The sequence below is a fragment of the Modestobacter sp. Leaf380 genome, assembly GCF_001424485.1.
GTDB lineage: Bacteria > Actinomycetota > Actinomycetes > Mycobacteriales > Geodermatophilaceae > Klenkia.
Map to the genome: position 1 here is coordinate 15,545 of NZ_LMQC01000020.1, position 16,525 is coordinate 32,069.

Below are 16,525 nucleotides of genomic sequence, written 5' to 3' on the forward strand. Positions count from 1 at the left end.
GGGTCAGTCGCTGCCCTGCACCTGGTGGCGGAAGCGGTCCCGGCGGCTGTGCAGGTCCCACAGGTGCCCGGCCATCGCCTCGGGTCCCTTGACCGGGTCCCCGTCGACGATGGCCCCCGGGATGACGAGCTGGGACACCTGGATGCCCTCGGCTCCCAGCACCTCGTGCAGGAGCTGCGCGTAGGCGCTGAGCCCGGCGAAGGCGATGCTGGTCCCCGCCACCGCCGAGTTCGGGACGACGGCCGAGCCGCCGTTGACGAAGAGGATCGAGGGGTTGCTGCCCTCGGGCAGGTAGCGCATGCCCGGCAGCACCTGCCGGACCGCAGCGACCGGCCCGTAGACGGAGAACTCGACCGGACCGACGAGGTCGGCTGCGGTGGTCTCCAGCACCGGGCGCAGGAAGGTCTTGTCCGGCAGCGGGCTGTACTGCAGCACCTCGATGGGCCCCATCGTCTCGCCGATCCGGGCGAGGGTGTGGGTGATCGACTCCGGGTCACGGACGTCGGCCACGAAGCCGCCGGTGGTGATGCCCTCCGCGGCGAGGTCGGCGGCGAGCCCGGAGACGCGCGTCTGGTTGCGGGCGATCAGGGCGACGTCGAAGCCCTGGGCGCCGAAGCGGCGGGCGACGGCCGCGCCGAGGCCGCGACCGGCACCGACGATGGCGAGAACGGACATGCGGGGGGACCACCTCGAGGTAGAGCGCGCCGCGGGGAGCGACGCCGTCCCGGTGGTCCTACCCGCGCCCGGCGCCGCGACCCCGTGGTCCTCCTCCTAGTCGCGCGGGTCCTGCGGGCGGCCGGCGGTGACGGAGTCCTCGCGCGACAGCTCGGCGACCAGGGCGTCGCGGCGCTCCTGCTCCAGGCGGGCGGCGGCCTCGACCGACTCGGCCTCGGTGTCGGCCCGGTAGACCCGCCACGAGTGGACGACGGCGGCGACCCAGCCGAGCACGATGACCGCGTAGACCGGCCAGCGGACGGCGTCGGCGACCTCGAAGGCGTTGAACAGCGACCGGGTGTTGGTGAACACGATGATCCCGCCGACCGCGGAGCCCAGCAGGCGAGGCGGCACGTGCCGGACCAGCCAGGCGGCGATCGGGGCGGCGATGACGCCACCGATGAGCAGACCGGCGACCCAGGTGGCGTCGATGCCCTGGGAGCCCAGGGAGAGCAGGAAGCCCAGCGAGGCGGCGAGCGCGACGATGAACTCCGAGGTGTCGATGGAGCCGATCACCTTGCGGGGCTCCATCCGGCCGCTGGCCAGGATGGCGGGGGTGCCGACCGGGCCCCAGCCGCCGCCGCCGGTGGCGTCGACGAAGCCGGCGACCAGGCCCAGCGGGCCCAGGAAGCGCTTGCGCATGGGCTTGCCGAGGTTCTGCTTGTTCAGCCCGCGGAAGGTGAAGCGGATCAGCACGTAGAGGCCCAGGACCAGCAGGATCGCGCTCATCAGCGGGGCGGCGACCGAGGTGTCCAGCGAGGCCAGGAAGGTCGCGCCGGCGAAGGCGCCGATGCCACCGGGGATGCCGATCTTGGCGACGACCTTCCAGTCGACGTTGCCGAAGCGCCAGTGCGAGGCGCCCGACACCAGCGTGGTGCCGATCTCGGCGAGGTGGACGGTGGCCGACGCCGCGGCCGGGCTGGCGCCGACGGCCAGCAGCAGCGTCGTGGAGGTGACGCCGTAGGCCATGCCCAGGCTGCCGTCGACGAGCTGGGCGCCGAGGCCCACGAGGGCGAAGAGGATCAGGGTGCGCACAGGGGTGCTCCAGGAAGAGGGTCTGGCTGGGGGAGGGGCCCGACCGCGCACCCGCGTCGGGCAGGGCGTCTCAGCAGAGGGAGACGGCCCCGGGGGAGTTCAGCGAGCCAGACAGGCTGCGGTGGTGACGCGCACCAGGTCGACGTGGATGCGGGTCACCAGGAGGTCACCTGGGAGCACACCGGTCGCCGACACGGGGCAATGTCTACCAGTCCGATGCAGAAGGGGGGAAACCCCCGTCCCGTCAGGTGGGATCGGGTTCCAGGACGTCGGCCCGGATGGTCACCAGGGCCACCAGACCGCCCAGCGCGACGAGGCCGGCGCACAGCCGCATCGCCAGCGCGTAGCCGTCGGTGAAGGCGTCGGCGTCGGCGTAGTCGTCGCCGGACAACCCCACCAGCAGCGGCAGCGCGGCCACCGAGAGCAGCTGGGCGGCGCGGGCGACGGCGTTGTTCACCCCGCTGGCCACCCCGGCCAGGTGGTCGGGTGCGGCACCGAGCACGGTGGCGGTCAGCGGCGCGACGGTGAGCGCCATCCCCAGCCCGAACAGCAGCGAGCCCGGCAGCACCCCGGTGGGCCACGACGTCCCGGCACCGACGAAGGACAGCCAGAGGACCCCGGACGCGGCGACCAGCGGGCCCACGGTCATCGGCAGCCGGGGCCCGAACCGGGTGGCCAGCGCGCCGGCCCGGGAGGACAGCAGCGAGATCACCAGGATCGAGGGCACCATCGCCGCCCCGGACTCCAGTGCGTCGTAGCCCAGCACGGTCTGCAGCTGCAGCACCAGGAAGAAGGAGAACCCGCCCAGGGCGCCGTACACGGCCAGCGTCGTGAGGTTGGCGCCGGTGAACTGGCGGTCGGCGAAGACCCCCAGCGGCAGCATCGGGTCCGCCGTCCGCCGCTCCTGGACGACGAACCCGACGCCGGCGGCCAGGCCCACGGCCAGTGCGACCCAGGTGCCCGGCCCCGAGCCGGCGTCGATGAGGGCGTAGGTGACCCCGCCCAGCGCCAGCGCGGTCAGCACCGCCCCGGGGACGTCGAAGCGGCCGTGGTGGGCGGGGTCCCGGCTCTCGGGCACGTGCCGGACCGACACCACGACGACGGCGATCGCCAGCGGCACGTTGACCAGGAAGACCCACCGCCAGCTGACGGCGTCCACCAGGAACCCGCCCAGGAACGGGCCCCCCAGCCCGGCGATGCCGCCGAGCCCGGACCACAGCCCGATCGCCCGGGCCCGGTCGGCGTGCCGGAAGGAGGACTGGATCAGCGACAGCGAGCCCGGCGTCAGCAGGGCGCCGCCGACGCCCTGCAGCACCCGGGCGGCGACCAGCAGCTCGGTGGAGGGGGCCAGCCCGCACAGCAGCGAGGTGGTGGCGAACCAGACGACGCCGACCAGGAAGACCTTCCGCCGGCCGTACCGGTCCCCGAGCGCGCCGCCGAGCAGGATCAGCGAGGCCAGCGCCAGGGTGTAGCCGGTGACGGTCCACTGCAGCCCCGACAGCGAGGAGCCCAGCTCGGCCCCGATGCTGGGCAGGGCGACGTTGACCGCGGTGGAGTCCAGGAACGCCATCGCCGAGGCGAGCACGGTGGCCAGCAGCACCCAGCGGGCCGGCGGCGTGCCCAGGGCGAGGGGGGTCGGCGGGGGAGCGGGCGGGGCGTCGTCCCTGGCCACCGGGCCCCCGTTCCTCATCCGACGATCGCGTGCGTGAGCCAGTAGACCCCGGCGGCGACGGCGCCCGCTGCCGGCAGCGTCAACACCCAGGCCACGACGATGTTCCCGGCCACGCCCCAGCGCACCGCCGACAGCCGCCGGGTGGAGCCCACGCCCATGATCGAGGTGGTGGTGATGTGCGTGGTGGACACCGGCACCGCGAACACGGTGGCCGTGGTGATCATGACGCCCGACGCCACCGTCTGGGCGGAGAAGCCGCCGGCCGGGGTGAGCTGGATGATCCGCCGCCCCAGCGTGCGCATGATCCGGAAGCCGCCGGCGTAGGTGCCCGCGCTGATCGCCAGGGCGGCCGCGATCACCACCCAGAGCGGGACCTCGAAGGTGTCGATCTGGCCGGAGGTGACCAGCGCGAGGGTGATGATGCCCATCGTCTTCTGGGCGTCCTGCAGGCCGTGGCCCAGCGCCATGGTCGCGGAGCTGACGATCTGGGCGTACCGGAAGCCACGGTTGGCCCGGGTGACGTTGGCGCCGCGGAAGGACCACAGCACCGCGAGCATCACCAGGTAGCCCAGGCCGAAGCCGACCAGCGGCGAGAGCACCATCGGGATGACGACCTTCTCCACGATGCCCAGCCACTGCACCGAGTGGACGGCGGCCAGCGCGGCGCCGACCAGTCCGCCGATGAGGGCGTGCGAGGAGGAGCTGGGCAGCCCGAAGTACCAGGTGATCAGGTTCCAGGTGATCGCGCCGACGAGGGCGGCGAAGACGATCTGCAGGCCACCGGCGCCCGAGGGGGTGTCGATGATGCCGGCACCCACGGTCTGCGCGACCTCGGTGGAGATCAGCGCCCCGACCAGGTTCATCACCGCGGCGAGGGCCAGCGCGACCTTGGGGGTGAGCGCCTTGGTGGAGACGGCGACGGCGATGGAGTTGGCCGCGTCGTGGAAGCCGTTGGTGTAGTCGAAGGCCAGGGCGACGACGACGATGACGACGAGGGCGAGGAACAACCCGTCCACGGCGGGCTCAGGACTCCTTGACGGCGATGGTCTCGACCACGTTCGCCACGTGCTCGAAGGCGTCGGCGGCCTCCTCGAGCTGGTCGGCGACCTCCTTGAGCTTGAGGATCTCCAGGGCGTCGAACTCCCCGGAGTACAGCCGGGACAGCAGCCGGCGGTACAGCTTGTCCGCCTCGTTCTCCAGGCTGTTGACCTCGATCCAGTAGTCGGAGAGGTCCTTCATCGAGCGCAGCCGGGGCATCGCGTCGGCGGTGACCTGTGCGCAGCGCTGCAGCAGCGCGACCTGCTGGCCCATCTCGGCGGGCAGCGTGCCCAGCCCGGTGAGGACGACGAGGTCGGCGGCGGCCTCGATGGCGTCCATGACGTCGTCCAGGTCGCTGGCCAGGTTGTAGATGTCCTCGCGGTCGAACGGGGTCACGAAGCTGGAGTTCAGCTGCCGGAAGACCGCGTGCGTGGCGTTGTCACCGGCGTGCTCCAGGTCGCGCAGGACGCGGCCGAGCTCCTCGCGGCGGGTGATGTCGTGCACGAAGTCGCCCAGTACGGCGGTGGCCTCGACGAGGTTCGTCGCCGAGGCGGTGAACATGTCGTAGAAGCGCGAGTCCTTGGGCTTGAGGCTGAAGGCCACGGGAGACGACTCCGGGGGAGGTGGGGTGTCGGTCGGACGACCGCGGAGAGCCTACGACCCCTTGCGTCCACCAACCGTTCACCTCTGCGTCACCTGACGCCGGCGTCGCCCTGCCCGTCGTGGCGGTCGTCCCGCTGCTCGTCGGCCACGGCCTGCACCAGGTCGCCCCGCGCCCGGGCGACCCGCGACCGGATGGTGCCCACCGGCACGCCCGCGACCTCGGCGGCCTCGGCGTAGGGCAGGCCCATCAGCTGGGTGAGCACGAAGGCCTCGCGCCGGTCGGGGTGCAACCGGGCCAGCAGGTCCTCCACGACCGCGCCCTCCCCGACCCGGTCGGTGGTGCCGTCGGCGCGGTCGAGCAGCTCGTCGTCCCCGACCAGGGTGAGCCGTCGCCGCTTCCGGCTGCGGATGGCGTCGGCGCAGACCCGCCGGGCGATCGACAGCAGCCAGGTGCGCACGGTGGAGCGGCCGGCGAAGCGGTGCAGCGAGCCGAACGCCCGCAGGTAGGTCTCCTGGGTCAGGTCGTCGGCGGACTGCCGGTCCCCGAGGTGAGCGCACAGCCGCCAGACGTCGGTCTGGGTCTCCCGGACCAGCGTCGCCGCGGCCACCGGGTCCCCTGCGACGGCGGCCGCGGCGACCCGCGCCAGCTCGTCGTAGGGGGTGTCCACACACCCAGTCTGACCTGTGACCCAGCCCATGTGGTCGCTGCGGGAACCCGGGACGCCCCGGCGGCGACTAGGAGGACGTGCACTGCGACGTCTACCGCGAGGCCGCCTCCGCCCGGATGGACGGGGAGGGCTCACCCGTCCCCGCGTCCGCCCTGGACGCCCACCTCGCCGGCTGCCCGGCCTGCACCGGGTGGCTGGCCGCCGCCGGACTGGTGACCCGCCGCGCCCGGCTGGCCCCGGCCCCCGCCGTCCCGGACCTGACCGCGGCCGTCCTCGGCGCCCTGCCGGCCCGGCTGCCGGGTGCCGCCGCCGCAGCCCGCTCCCGGCTGGTGACGACGGCGCTGCGGCTGCTGCTGCTGGCCGTCGGCGTCGCCCAGGTGGGGCTGGCCACGCCGTCGCTGGTGTTCGGCGAGGGTGCGATGAGCGCCCCGGTGCACATGGCGCACGAGACCGGCGCCTGGAACCTGGGTCTGGCCGTGGCCTTCCTGGCCTGTGCCGCCGCGCCGCGGCTGGCCGCCGGTGCACTGCCCTTCCTGGCCACCTTCACCGGCGTGCTCACCGTCATGACCGTCACCGACCTGGGTGCCGGCCACGTCACCGCCGACCGGGCCACCGGGCACCTGCTGCTGCTGGCCGGGCTCGTCGTCACCGCCGTGCTGGCCTGGCGCGGGCGGCGGCGCCGCGCGGTCGGTGCCGGGTTCCGGGTGCTCGCGTGAGGCGGGTCGCCCTCCTGCTGCTCGGCCTGGTCGCGTGCGGGCTGCTCGTCGACGTCGGCACCGCCCGTCCGGCCAGCGCGCACGCCACCGTCGTCACCACCTCGCCCGGTGAGGGGGCCCGGCTGGAGGCCGCCCCCGACGAGGTGACCCTGACCTTCGACGAGGGCATCTCGCTCGGTGCCGGCTACGCCCGGGTGCTGGGCGCCGGCGGCGACCGGGTCGACACCGGCGCGGCCACGGTCTCCGACACCACGATCACCGTGCCGCTGCGCGCCGACCTCCCCGACGCCAGCTACGTCGTCACCTACCGGGTCGTGTCGGCGGACTCGCACCCCGTCTCCGGTGCCTACGCCTTCGTCGTCGGGGACGGCGAACTGGTCGCGGCCACCGACGTCGACGCCGGCAGCGACGTCGACCCGGTGGTCGGTGCACTGCTGCCGGTCGCCCGCTGGGTCGGATTCGCCGGGCTCGCGCTGGGCGTGGGTGTCCCGGTGTTCCTGGTCGCCTGCTGGCCGGCCGGGTGGGCCGCGCCCCGGGCCCGGAGGATGACGCTGGCCGGGCTGGCCGCCGTCGGCGTCGGCGGGCTGCTGTCCTTCCTGCTGCAGGGCCCGTACGCGGCCGCCGTCGGGCTCACCGGGGTGGTCGACCCGCAGCTGTTGTCGACCACCGCCGGGTCGGCGTACGGCGCGACCCTGCTGGTCCGGGTCGTGCTCGCCGCCGGTCTGGCCGCGGTGGCCGTGCTGGCGTTCCGTGGCCGCCCCACCGTCCCGCTGCTGGCCGGGGGCGGGGTGCTGGGGTCCGGGCTCGTGCTGAGCACCGCGGCCGTCGGGCACCCGGTCGCCGGGGCGCTGCCCGGGCTGGCCGTCGTCGTCACCACCGTGCACGTGGCCGCGATGACCGCCTGGCTGGGCGGCCTGGCGGTGTTGCTGGCGGTGGTGCTGCGGCCCGGCGTGGCCGCCGGGGGGCTGGCGACCGCGCTGCCCCGGTACAGCCGGCTGGCCGCCGGGTCGGTGGCCGCGCTGGTGGTGACCGGGGTCGTGCAGTCCGTCCGCGAGGTCGGCACCCTCGGCGCCCTGCTCTCGACCACCTACGGCTGGGTGCTGGTCGCCAAGCTGGTGCTCGTCCTGGGCCTGCTCGCCGTCGCCGGGGTCAGCCGGGTGTGGGTGCAGCAGCGCCTGGGCGCCCCGCGCACCAGCTCGCGCCGGGTGGTTGCGCACGCCTACAGCGAGGACGCCGACGACGAGGACCCCGCCGCCCGCGGTCGCGCCGAGGCCGCCGTCGCCGAGGTCGGTCCGTTCCGCCGGTCGGTGCTGATCGAGCTCGCCGTCGCCGCCGTCGTGCTGGCGCTGTCGGCGGTGCTCGTGGGCACCCCGCCGGCCAAGGCCGCCGTCGCCGACCCGGTCGACGTCACCCTGCCGCTGGAGAGCGCCACCGGGACCGACGGCAGCGTGCAGCTGTCGCTGGACCCGGCCTCGCCGGGCCCGAACACGCTGCACGTCTACCTCTTCGACGACACCGGCCAGCTGACCCAGCCGCAGGCGCTGCGGGTCACGCTGACGGAGGCCCAGCAGCAGATCGGCCCGCTCGACGTCGACCTCGAGCCGGCCGGGCCCGGCCACACCATCGGCGACGCGCAGGTGCCCACCGCCGGCACCTGGACGCTCACCGTCACCGTGCGGCTCGACGAGTTCACCGCCCTCACGGCGGCCACCACCTTCCCCGTGCGCTGACCGGCGCACACCCGATCGACAGGAGAACCATGTCCACCGCACCCCGCCGTCTCGCCGTCCTGACCCTGGCCACCGGCATCGCCGTGGTCGCCGGGAGCGGCGTCGCCTCCGCCCACGTCCGGGTGTCCTCCTCGGACGCCACCCCCGGCGGTTACGGCGTCTTCACCTTCCGGGTGCCCAACGAGAGCGACACGGCCAGCACCACCTCGCTGCGCATCCAGCTGCCCACCGACACCCCGCTGACCTTCGTGCAGGCCGAGCCGGTCGCCGGCTGGACCATCACCCCCACCACCACCCAGCTGGACCCGCCGGTGGAGTCCGACGGCGAGGAGATCACCCAGGCCGTCACCGTCGTGCAGTTCACCGCCGAGACCGGCGGGGGGATCGCCCCCGGCCAGTTCCAGGAGTTCTCGCTGCTGGGCGGCCCCTTCCCGGACGCCGACAGCGTCTCCTTCGCCGCGGTGCAGACCTACAGCGACGGCAGCGAGGCGGCCTGGATCGAGCCGACCGTGGAGGGCCAGGACGAGCCGCAGTACCCCGCGCCGGTGCTGGAGCTCGCCGCCGGGACCGAGGCGGCCGGGGACGCGCACGGCTCGGGGTCCGCGGACGCCGACGCCGGCACCACCACCGAGGCGGCGTCGGGCGACGAGGACGGCAACGGCCTAGCGGTCACCGCGCTGGTGCTCGGTGGGCTCGGCCTGGTCGCCGGCCTGGCCGGACTCGCCCTGGGGCTCACCGCGCGCCGTCGTACCGTGGGGTCGTGAGGGCACCAGTGCACGGACACCGGACCGGACTGGCCGCGACGGCGGTGGGGGCACTGCTCCTGCTGACCGGCTGCAGCGGCGGTGACGGCGGCAGTGGTGCCGCGGGCTCCGGGCACGACCACGCCGCGGGCGAGGCCCCGGCGACCGTGTCCGGGCCGTCGAACCCCTACGACGGCCTGTTCCTGCGCGACGCCTACCAGAAGCCGGACTTCACGCTCACCGACCAGACGGGTGCGCCCTACGACTTCGCCGCCCAGACGGCGGACGGGCCGACGCTGCTCTTCTTCGGCTACACCAACTGCCCCGACATCTGCCCCACGACGATGGCCGACGTCGCCATCGCGCTGCAGAGCGTCGACCCGGCGGTGGCCGAGGCGACCCGCGTGGTGTTCGTGACCACCGACCCGACGCGGGACAGCCCCGAGGTGCTGGGGGAGTACCTGGGCCGGTTCTCCACCGGGATCGCCCCGGAGATCGTCGGGCTGACCGGTGACCAGTCGCAGGTCGACGCGGCCCAGCTGTCCGCGGGCGTGCCGCTGGCCGAGGAGATGGGCCAGCAGCACAGCTCGCTGCTGCTGCTGTACGGCACGGACGGCGAGGCCGACGTCGCCTTCGACGCCGGCAACACCTCCCGGGACATCGCGCACGACCTGTCCCTCGTGGCCGCCGAGTGACGGCAGACTGAGCGCCGTGGGCGACGGGGCGGTGCGGCGGGCCGGTGCGCGGGCACTGACCGTGCTGCTCGGCCTCGTCGCCGTGCTCGCGCTGGCCGGTCCGGCGGTCGCGCACGTGGGCAGCGGCGCTGCGGGCAGCGACTTCGACGGCCGGGTCACCTCGGTGTCTCCCGCGGTGCCGGGGCTCACCGTGCGGGTGCTCCAGTTCGGCGACGAGATCGAGGTGGTCAACACCACCGACACCGAGCTCTCCGTGCCGGGCTACTCCGGTGAGCCCTACCTGCGGATCGGCCCGGACGGCGTCTGGCGCAACAGCCGCAGCCCGGCCACCACGATCAACCTGGACCGCTTCGCCCGCACCGAGCTGCCCGAGGACGCCGACGCGCAGGCGACCCCGGTCTGGGAGCAGGTCTCCACCCAGCCGCAGTACGTGTGGCACGACCACCGCACGCACTGGATGAGCGAGGGCCTGCTGCCCCCGGAGGTGGCCGCGGACCCGACCAGCGAGCACACCGTCTTCGCCTGGACCGTGCCGATGTCCCTCGGCGGCGCCCCGGTCGACGTCGAGGGGGTGCTCACCTGGTCCCCGCCGCCACCGGCCTGGCTGGTGTGGCCGGTGTACCTGCTGCTCCTCGGGCTGGTGGTGGCCGCCGGCCTGCGCGCACCCCGCGCCCTCGCCGCCGCCCTGGCCGTCGGCGCCGCCGCCTCGCTGTGGCACGCGCTCAGCACGCCGGCCCCGGCGGTGAGCGTGAGCTCGCACCTGGGAGCCGTGGCCTCCGCCCTGCTGCCTGCGCTGCTGGTCGGGGCCGTGGCGCTGCTGGGTGTCCGGGCCGCGTCGCGCGGGCGCGGCTCGCTGACCGGGGTGCTCGCCGTCGTCGCCGGGTGGCTGCTGCTGGTTCAGGGACTGCCCGACGTCGACGTGCTCTGGACGGCGAACGTGCTGGGCACCGGGCCCGCGCTGCTGGCCCGGGCCGCGGTGGCGGTGCTGCTGGCCGGTGGACTCGGCCTGGTCGTCGGCGGTGCGCTGGCGGCCCGCCGGTGGCGGGCGGTCGAGACCGTCCCGGCCTGACCCGCCGAGAGGATGGTCACGGGTTCAACCACCCCGGGCGTGGGCACACCCACCACCTGTGACACCTCTCCGCGTGCTGTCCGCCGTCCTCGCGTCGACGGCCCTGCTCGGTGGCTGCGCTGCGGAGAACGACCTGGGGCAGACCGCCGCCCAGGAGCGGCCCGGGCACGAGTCTGCGGCCCAGGTCGAGGTGAGCAAGGACGTCACGGTCACCGCCGCGCGACTGCAGCGCCCGGCCGACGGCGACCTGGCCGCCGGTGACGACGTCGTCCTCGGGCTGACGGTGAGCAACACCGGCGGGTCCGACGACGAGCTGGTGTCGGTCACGGGGACCGGCTTCGGCGCGGTCCTGGGTGGCCCGTGGACGGTGCCGGCCGGGGGCGAGCTGACCGCCGGTGGTGCGGGGTCGGACACGCTCACCCTCCCCGGGCTCCTCGCGGGTCTGCCGGTCGGGGACGCCCTGCAGGTCACGTTCGTCTTCGAGCGTTCCGGCGACGTGACGCTGACCGTGCCCTACGAGGGCTGACCCGCCGGGGGTCCCGCCCCGCGGATCAGCGCCGGTCGTGGCAGGCTCGGGGACGTGGGCGGGGTCGCGCAGGTGCAGCTGCTGGCAGCCCAGGGTCCCCCGCCGGGCGCCGCGCCCAACCTGGGCCTGGCCGTCCTGCTGGCGCTGCTGTCGGCGTGCGCCTTCGCCGTCTCCACCGTCGTCCAGCACCGGGCCGCCACCGCGGCCGGTGAGGACCTGCCGCAGGGCGCGGTCCTCCGGCTGGTCGGCAAGCTGGTCCGCAACCGGGCCTGGATCGCCGGGCAGGGCGCCGCGCTGGCGGGGTTCCTGCTGCACGCCGCGGCGCTGAAGTTCGGGCCGGTCGTCGTCGTGCAGCCGCTGCTCAGCGGTGGGCTGGTCATCTCCCTGGCCCTGGGTGCAGTGGTGGACCGCCGGCACGCCGACCGGGTGCTGCCCGAGCGGGGTCAGTGGATCGCCGCCGGCGTGGTCGCGGTGACCCTCGGTCTCTTCGTCGTCTCCGCCATGCCGCGGCACGGCTCGTCCTACGCCGACCCGACCGCGTTGCTGGCGTGCGCCGGGGGAGCGGCCCTGTTGATGGTGGGCGCGGCCCTGTGGGCGCTGCGTCCGGACGCCCCGCACAAGGCGCTGGCCCTGGGGGTGGCGGCCGGTGGCGGTTTCGGCATCACCGGACTGGTGCTCAAGGACGTCGTCGCGCACCCGCCGGCCGAGCTGCTCACCAGCTGGACCACCTACCTGCTGCTGGTCTCCGGTGCGGCCTCCATCGTCTTCGCCCAGTGGGCCTACCAGTCCGGGGCGCTCATCGAGTGCCTGCCGGTGATGGCCGTGCTGGAGCCGCTGGTCGCGGTCGGGCTGGCGGCGCCGGTGTACGGCGAGCAGCTCGCACCCGGGTTCCTGGCGACCACCGGGCAGGTCGTCGGGGTGGTCGGGCTGGTGGTCGGGGTGGCGGTGCTGGCCCGGCGGACCGCGGCCCGGGAGACCACGGGCGTGCCGCTGGCCGTCCCGGCACCGGCACCGGCCCCGCACCCGCACCCCCGCCGGCGGGGCTGACCCTCCCGACCGGATCGGCCCGAATGACAGCGATGTCATTCGGCACACGGCGTGTCTCGGGAGACGCGCCGTCCAGGGGGTCACAGGCAGGTCACGGCTCGTTACGTTGTGCGGCATCGGTCGCGGTGCGCGGTCGGGGGACGCACACACCGGGGGACGCAGCATGGCGGCAGGTCGCAGCGCGGGACGGGCCACCACCGGCGCACGCGCGCTCCGCCGCCGACCGGCCGCCCTGCTCGTCGCACTCGCCCTGGGCGGTGTCCTCGCCGGGGTCGTCGGACTGCCCGCCGTCCCCGCCGCGACCGCCGACAGCAGCGTCGCCGAGGTCCTGCTGGCCTCGGAGGACGCGGCGTTCGCCGACGAGGTCATGCCGCAGATGGCGATCACCGAGGCCGAGGCGCAGGAGCGGCTGGTCGAGGTCGCGGCGTCCCGGGCGCAGCGCGAGGCCGACGCGGTCGCTGCCGCCGAGGCCGCCCGGCCCGACGCGGTGGCGCCCGTCGACGGCGCCCGGATGACGACCTGCTTCTGTCAGCGCTGGGGCACCATGCACTGGGGCATCGACCTCGCCGCCCCGATGCTCACCCCCGAGTACGCGGCGGAGGACGGCGTCGTCGTCCGGGCCGGTGCGGCCAGCGGCTACGGCCAGGCCGTCTACGTCCTGGGCGTCAGCGGCGACGTGACCGTCTACGGCCACATGGAGGAGATCGAGGTCTCCGCCGGCGACACGGTGCAGGCCGGCGACACGATCGCGCTGCTGGGCAGCCGCGGGCAGTCCACCGGGCCGCACCTGCACTTCGAGGTGCACGTGGGCGGCATGAACGGCCCGCCCACCGACCCGGTCGAGTGGCTCCGCGAGCGCGGCGTCGAGCTCTGACCGACGCCCCCGCCTAGGGGCGGAAGCGGTAGCCCATCCCGGGTTCGGTGTGCAGGTACCGCGGGTGGGCGGGGTCGGGTTCCAGCTTGCGGCGCAGCTGGGCCAGGTAGACCCGCAGGTAGTTGGTCTCGGTCTCGTACGCCGGGCCCCACACCGACTGCAGCAGCTGCCGCTGGCCGACCAGCCGGCCCGGCGCGCGCACAAGCTCCGACAGCAGCGCCCACTCGGTCGGGGTCAGCCGCACCGGGACGCCGTCGACGGTGACCTGCCGGGCGGCCAGGTCCACGGTGAAGTGGTCGGTGACGACGACGGGGGCGGTGGTCTCGGTGGACCGCCGGCGCAGCACCGCGCGCAGCCGGGCCAGCAGCTCGTCCATGTCGAAGGGCTTGGTCACGTAGTCGTCGGCACCGGCGTCCAGCGCGGCGACGGCGTCCGCGCTGGCGGTGCGGGCGGTGAGCACCAGCACGGGGCCGGTGAACCAGGGCCGGAGCCCGGCGAGCACCTCCGTGCCGTCCAGGTCGGGCAGGCCCAGGTCCAGGACGACGACGTCGGGGTGCGACGCGGCGGCCTCGCGGAGCGCGGTGGCGCCGTCGGGGGCCACGACGACCTCGTGCCCGGCGGCGCGCAGGGTGATCCGCAGGGCGCGCAGCAGCTGGGGGTCGTCGTCGACGACCAGCACCCGGCTCATGCCGCGACCTGCAGCGACAGCACCATGGTCAGCCCGCCGCCGGGGGTGTCCTCGGCGTCCAGCGTGCCGCCCATGGCCTCGGTGAGCCCGCGGGCCACGGCCAGCCCCAGCCCGACGCCGTGCCCGGACGGGGCGTCGCCGAGCCGCTGGAACGGGGCGAAGACCCGCTCCCGGTCGGCGGCGGGCACGCCCGGACCGCGGTCGACGACCCGCAGCTCGACCCGGTCGCCGACGGTGCCGGCGGTGACGGCGAGTGCCCCGGCGGGGGCGTGCCGGGCGGCGTTGTCCACCAGGTTGGCGACCACGCGCTCCAGCAGGCCGGGGTCGGCGAGCACCGGCGGCAGGTCGTCGGGGGCGGTGACGGCGACCCTGGCGGGGTCCTCCAGCCAGGTCAGGGCACGGTGCACGACGCCCACCAGGTCGGCGGGTGCGGTGACCGGGGTGACGGCGCCGGCCTGCAGCCGGCTCATGTCCAGCAGGTTGTCCACCAGCCCGGTGAGCCGGTCGGCCGAGACGTCCACGGTCTCGACGAGCTCCTCGCGGTCGGCGTCGGTGAGCGCCAGCTGGGTGGAGCGCAGCGCGGAGGACGCGGCCTTGATGCCGGCCAGCGGGGTGCGCAGGTCGTGGCTGACGGCGGCCAGCAGGGCCGTGCGCATGCTGTTGCCGGCGGCCAGCCGGTCGGCCTCGGCGGCGGCGACGGCGAGCCGGCCCTGCTGCAGCGCGACCGCGGCCTGCTCGGCGAAGGCGACCAGCACCCGGCGGTCCCCGGGGGTCAGCACCCGGCCGGTGAGCTGCAGGTCCAGGGTGTCGGTGACGGTCAGGGAGTCAACGTCCCCGACCGGGGTGCCGCAGGAGCCGACCACCGCACCGTCCTCGACGAGGGCGACCGAGTGCAGCCCGAACGCCTCGCGGACCTGCTCGAGCAGGCTGGGCAGCGCCTGGGCCCCGGCCAGCACGGAGCGTGACAGCGAGGCCAGCAGCGCGGTCTCGGCGCGCGACCGGGCTGCCGCGGTGGCCCGGCGGGCGGAGCGGTCCACGACGGTGGCCACGGCGACCGCGACGACCAGGTACCCGCCGAGGGCGACGACGTCGTCGAGCTGGTCGACGGTGAGCCGGCCGGTGGGCTGGGTGAAGTACCAGTTCTCGGCCAGCCCACCGACGACGGCCGCCACCAGGGCGGGGTACAGCCCGCCGACCAGGGCGACGGCGACGACGAGCAGCAGGAAGACCAGCAGCACGCTGGCGAGTGACAGGGCGGGGCCGGCGGCCAGGCACAGCGCGGTGACCGCCGGCACGCCCAGCAGCGCGACGGCGAGGCCGGCCCAGCGGCGGCGGGCGGTGAGCGCGCCGGTCAGCGGGGGCAGTCGCAGCCCTCGGGACCCGGCGGCGGCGTGGGTGACGGTGTGCACGTCGATCTCGCCGGACCGGGCGACCACCGCCCCGCCCACGCCGCCCCGGAGGGCGCGCGCCCAGCGGCTGCGCCGTGAGGTGCCGACGACGAGCTGGGTGGCGTCCACCCCACGCGCGAACTCCAGCAGGGCGCCGGCGACGTCGTCCCCGACGACCTGGTGGTACGTGCCGCCGAGGGACTCGACGAGCGCGCGCTGGACGCGCAGCGCCGCGGGGGAGGCCCCGGTGAGGCCGTCGGAGCGCAGCACGTGCACGGCCAGCAGCACGCCGTCCCCACCGCGGCGGGCGACCCGGGCGGCGCGGCGCACCAGCGTCTCGCCCTCCGGGCCGCCGGTGAGGGCGACGACGACCCGCTCGCGGGTCTCCCAGACGTGGTCGATGTCGTGCTCGGCGCGGTAGCGGCGCAGTCCCTCGTCGACCCGGTCGGCCAGCCACAGCAGGGCCAGCTCGCGCAACGCGGTCAGGTTGCCGACCCGGAACCAGGCGCCCATGGCGGCGTCGACGCGCTCGGCCGGGTAGACGTTGCCGTGCGCCAGCCGCCGGCGCAGCGACTCCGGCGACATGTCGACCAGCTCGACCTGGTCGGCCCGCCGGACCACCTCGTCGGGCACCGTCTCGCCCTGGGTGACGCCGGTGATCTGGGCGACGACGTCGGTGAGGCTGGCCAGGTGCTGCACGTTCACCGTGGTCAGCACGCAGATGCCGGCCGCGACGAACTCCTCGACGTCCTGCCAGCGGAACCGGTTGCGGGAGCCGGGGGCGTTGGTGTGCGCGAGCTCGTCGACGACGACGACCTCGGGGTGCCGGGCGAGCACGCCGTCGACGTCGAGCTCGGACAGCGTGACGCCGCGGTGGGTGACGGTCGCGCGGGGGAGGACCTCGAGACCCTCGAGCTGGGCCCGGGTGCGGTCCCGGCCGTGGGTCTCCACGACACCGACGACGACGTCGGTGCCCCGGGCCGCGCGCCGGTGCGCCTCGCCCAGGGCGGCGAAGGTCTTCCCGACGCCCGGTGCGGCGCCCAGGTAGACGCGCAACGTGCCCCGGCCCATGTGCTCCATGATCACCCCGCCGCGGGCCGCGCCGGTGCTCCCGGCGTCAAGGTCGCGTCAGGATCGGCCCCGCGGGGGTGACTCCGGGTCACGTCGTGGCGACCGGCGTCCTCGGACGGGTGGCAGGCGCGCCCCGACGGTGCGACCCACGGCGCGCGAGGACTGGACGGTCCGGTTTCGGAGCACTCTCGGGGGACGAAGGTCCCTCGAGCCTCGGCAACCGTGCCGGCGTCGTCTTCTGTGAACGA

Annotated in this window: 17 protein-coding genes; 8 read left to right on the plus strand and 9 right to left on the minus strand. The window is 75.2% G+C overall.

Features of this window, described 5'->3' with window-relative positions; translation table 11 throughout:
- Positions 1–3 precede the first annotated feature (3 nt).
- The 7 genes from ASG41_RS15440 to ASG41_RS15465 all read right to left on the minus strand — a co-directional run bounded on the left by ASG41_RS15440 (position 4) and on the right by ASG41_RS15465 (position 5,730).
- On the minus strand, positions 4–675 hold the full coding sequence (locus tag ASG41_RS15440) for an SDR family NAD(P)-dependent oxidoreductase (RefSeq protein ID WP_056296854.1): 672 nt from the start codon (positions 673–675) through the stop codon (positions 4–6).
- 96 nt (positions 676–771) lie between these two features.
- Positions 772–1,749 (minus strand): sulfite exporter TauE/SafE family protein, encoded by a 978-nt coding sequence (locus ASG41_RS15445; RefSeq protein ID WP_056296857.1) that lies wholly within the window; start codon positions 1,747–1,749, stop codon positions 772–774.
- Between the two features lie 99 nt (positions 1,750–1,848).
- Entirely contained in the window at positions 1,849–1,944 is a 96-nt protein-coding gene (locus ASG41_RS25485) for a putative leader peptide (protein ID WP_369800043.1), read from the minus strand.
- Between the two features lie 49 nt (positions 1,945–1,993).
- Complete coding sequence (locus tag ASG41_RS15450) at positions 1,994–3,421, minus strand: MFS transporter (RefSeq protein WP_056296860.1); 1,428 nt, start codon at positions 3,419–3,421, stop codon at positions 1,994–1,996.
- A gap of 14 nt (positions 3,422–3,435) precedes the next feature.
- The gene (locus ASG41_RS15455) at positions 3,436–4,437 is read right to left on the minus strand and encodes an inorganic phosphate transporter (RefSeq protein WP_200938999.1); all 1,002 of its coding nucleotides are present in this window, start codon (positions 4,435–4,437) and stop codon (positions 3,436–3,438) included.
- Between the two features lie 7 nt (positions 4,438–4,444).
- On the minus strand, positions 4,445–5,062 hold the full coding sequence (locus ASG41_RS15460; RefSeq protein WP_056296862.1) for a DUF47 domain-containing protein: 618 nt from the start codon (positions 5,060–5,062) through the stop codon (positions 4,445–4,447).
- An 89-nt stretch (positions 5,063–5,151) separates the two neighbouring features.
- Entirely contained in the window at positions 5,152–5,730 is a 579-nt protein-coding gene (locus ASG41_RS15465) for a sigma-70 family RNA polymerase sigma factor (protein ID WP_235564838.1), read from the minus strand.
- Between the two features lie 77 nt (positions 5,731–5,807).
- On the opposite strand from ASG41_RS15465, the gene ASG41_RS15470 reads away from it, so the two are divergent.
- The 8 genes from ASG41_RS15470 to ASG41_RS15505 all read left to right on the plus strand — a co-directional run bounded on the left by ASG41_RS15470 (position 5,808) and on the right by ASG41_RS15505 (position 13,130).
- The gene (locus ASG41_RS15470) at positions 5,808–6,446 is read left to right on the plus strand and encodes a zf-HC2 domain-containing protein (RefSeq protein WP_082557002.1); all 639 of its coding nucleotides are present in this window, start codon (positions 5,808–5,810) and stop codon (positions 6,444–6,446) included.
- Positions 6,443–8,176: a copper resistance protein CopC gene (locus tag ASG41_RS15475; protein WP_056296869.1), complete on the plus strand. Its 1,734-nt coding sequence runs from the start codon at positions 6,443–6,445 to the stop codon at positions 8,174–8,176. Before ASG41_RS15470 ends, ASG41_RS15475 begins: the two co-directional genes overlap by 4 nt.
- Positions 8,177–8,205: 29 nt before the next feature.
- A complete protein-coding gene (locus ASG41_RS15480; RefSeq protein ID WP_056296872.1) occupies positions 8,206–8,940 on the plus strand; it encodes a YcnI family protein in 735 nt (244 codons plus the stop codon).
- Entirely contained in the window at positions 8,937–9,614 is a 678-nt protein-coding gene (locus ASG41_RS15485; RefSeq protein ID WP_235564839.1) for an SCO family protein, read from the plus strand. Before ASG41_RS15480 ends, ASG41_RS15485 begins: the two co-directional genes overlap by 4 nt.
- Before the next feature lie 16 nt (positions 9,615–9,630).
- Positions 9,631–10,683, plus strand: coding sequence for a hypothetical protein (locus ASG41_RS15490; protein ID WP_235564840.1), 1,053 nt, complete (start codon positions 9,631–9,633; stop codon positions 10,681–10,683).
- Between the two features lie 58 nt (positions 10,684–10,741).
- Entirely contained in the window at positions 10,742–11,209 is a 468-nt protein-coding gene (locus ASG41_RS15495; RefSeq protein WP_157519455.1) for a hypothetical protein, read from the plus strand.
- Between the two features lie 54 nt (positions 11,210–11,263).
- A complete protein-coding gene (locus ASG41_RS15500) occupies positions 11,264–12,256 on the plus strand; it encodes a DMT family transporter (RefSeq protein ID WP_056296880.1) in 993 nt (330 codons plus the stop codon).
- Positions 12,257–12,419: 163 nt separating this feature from the next.
- On the plus strand, positions 12,420–13,130 hold the full coding sequence (locus tag ASG41_RS15505) for a M23 family metallopeptidase (protein ID WP_056296883.1): 711 nt from the start codon (positions 12,420–12,422) through the stop codon (positions 13,128–13,130).
- Between the two features lie 13 nt (positions 13,131–13,143).
- Here ASG41_RS15505 and ASG41_RS15510 read toward each other — a convergent pair whose 3' ends face one another.
- Positions 13,144–13,818, minus strand: coding sequence for a response regulator (locus ASG41_RS15510; protein WP_056296886.1), 675 nt, complete (start codon positions 13,816–13,818; stop codon positions 13,144–13,146).
- Positions 13,815–16,277, minus strand: a complete 2,463-nt coding sequence (locus ASG41_RS15515) for an ATP-binding protein (RefSeq protein WP_056298098.1) — start codon at positions 16,275–16,277, stop codon at positions 13,815–13,817. The genes ASG41_RS15510 and ASG41_RS15515 overlap by 4 nt, the downstream gene beginning before the upstream one ends.
- Positions 16,278–16,525: the final 248 nt, after the last annotated feature.

Excerpts from the sequence above, each read along its gene's own strand:
- ASG41_RS15505 (WP_056296883.1), top strand. The coding sequence starts at position 12,420 with ATGGCGGCAGGTCGCAGCGCGGGACGGGCCACCACCGGCGCACGCGCG.
- ASG41_RS15480 (WP_056296872.1), top strand. The coding sequence starts at position 8,206 with ATGTCCACCGCACCCCGCCGTCTCGCCGTCCTGACCCTGGCCACCGGC.
- ASG41_RS15510 (WP_056296886.1), bottom strand. The coding sequence starts at position 13,818 with ATGAGCCGGGTGCTGGTCGTCGACGACGACCCCCAGCTGCTGCGCGCC.
- ASG41_RS15515 (WP_056298098.1), bottom strand. The coding sequence starts at position 16,277 with ATGGGCCGGGGCACGTTGCGCGTCTACCTGGGCGCCGCACCGGGCGTC.
- ASG41_RS15440 (WP_056296854.1), bottom strand. The coding sequence starts at position 675 with ATGTCCGTTCTCGCCATCGTCGGTGCCGGTCGCGGCCTCGGCGCGGCC.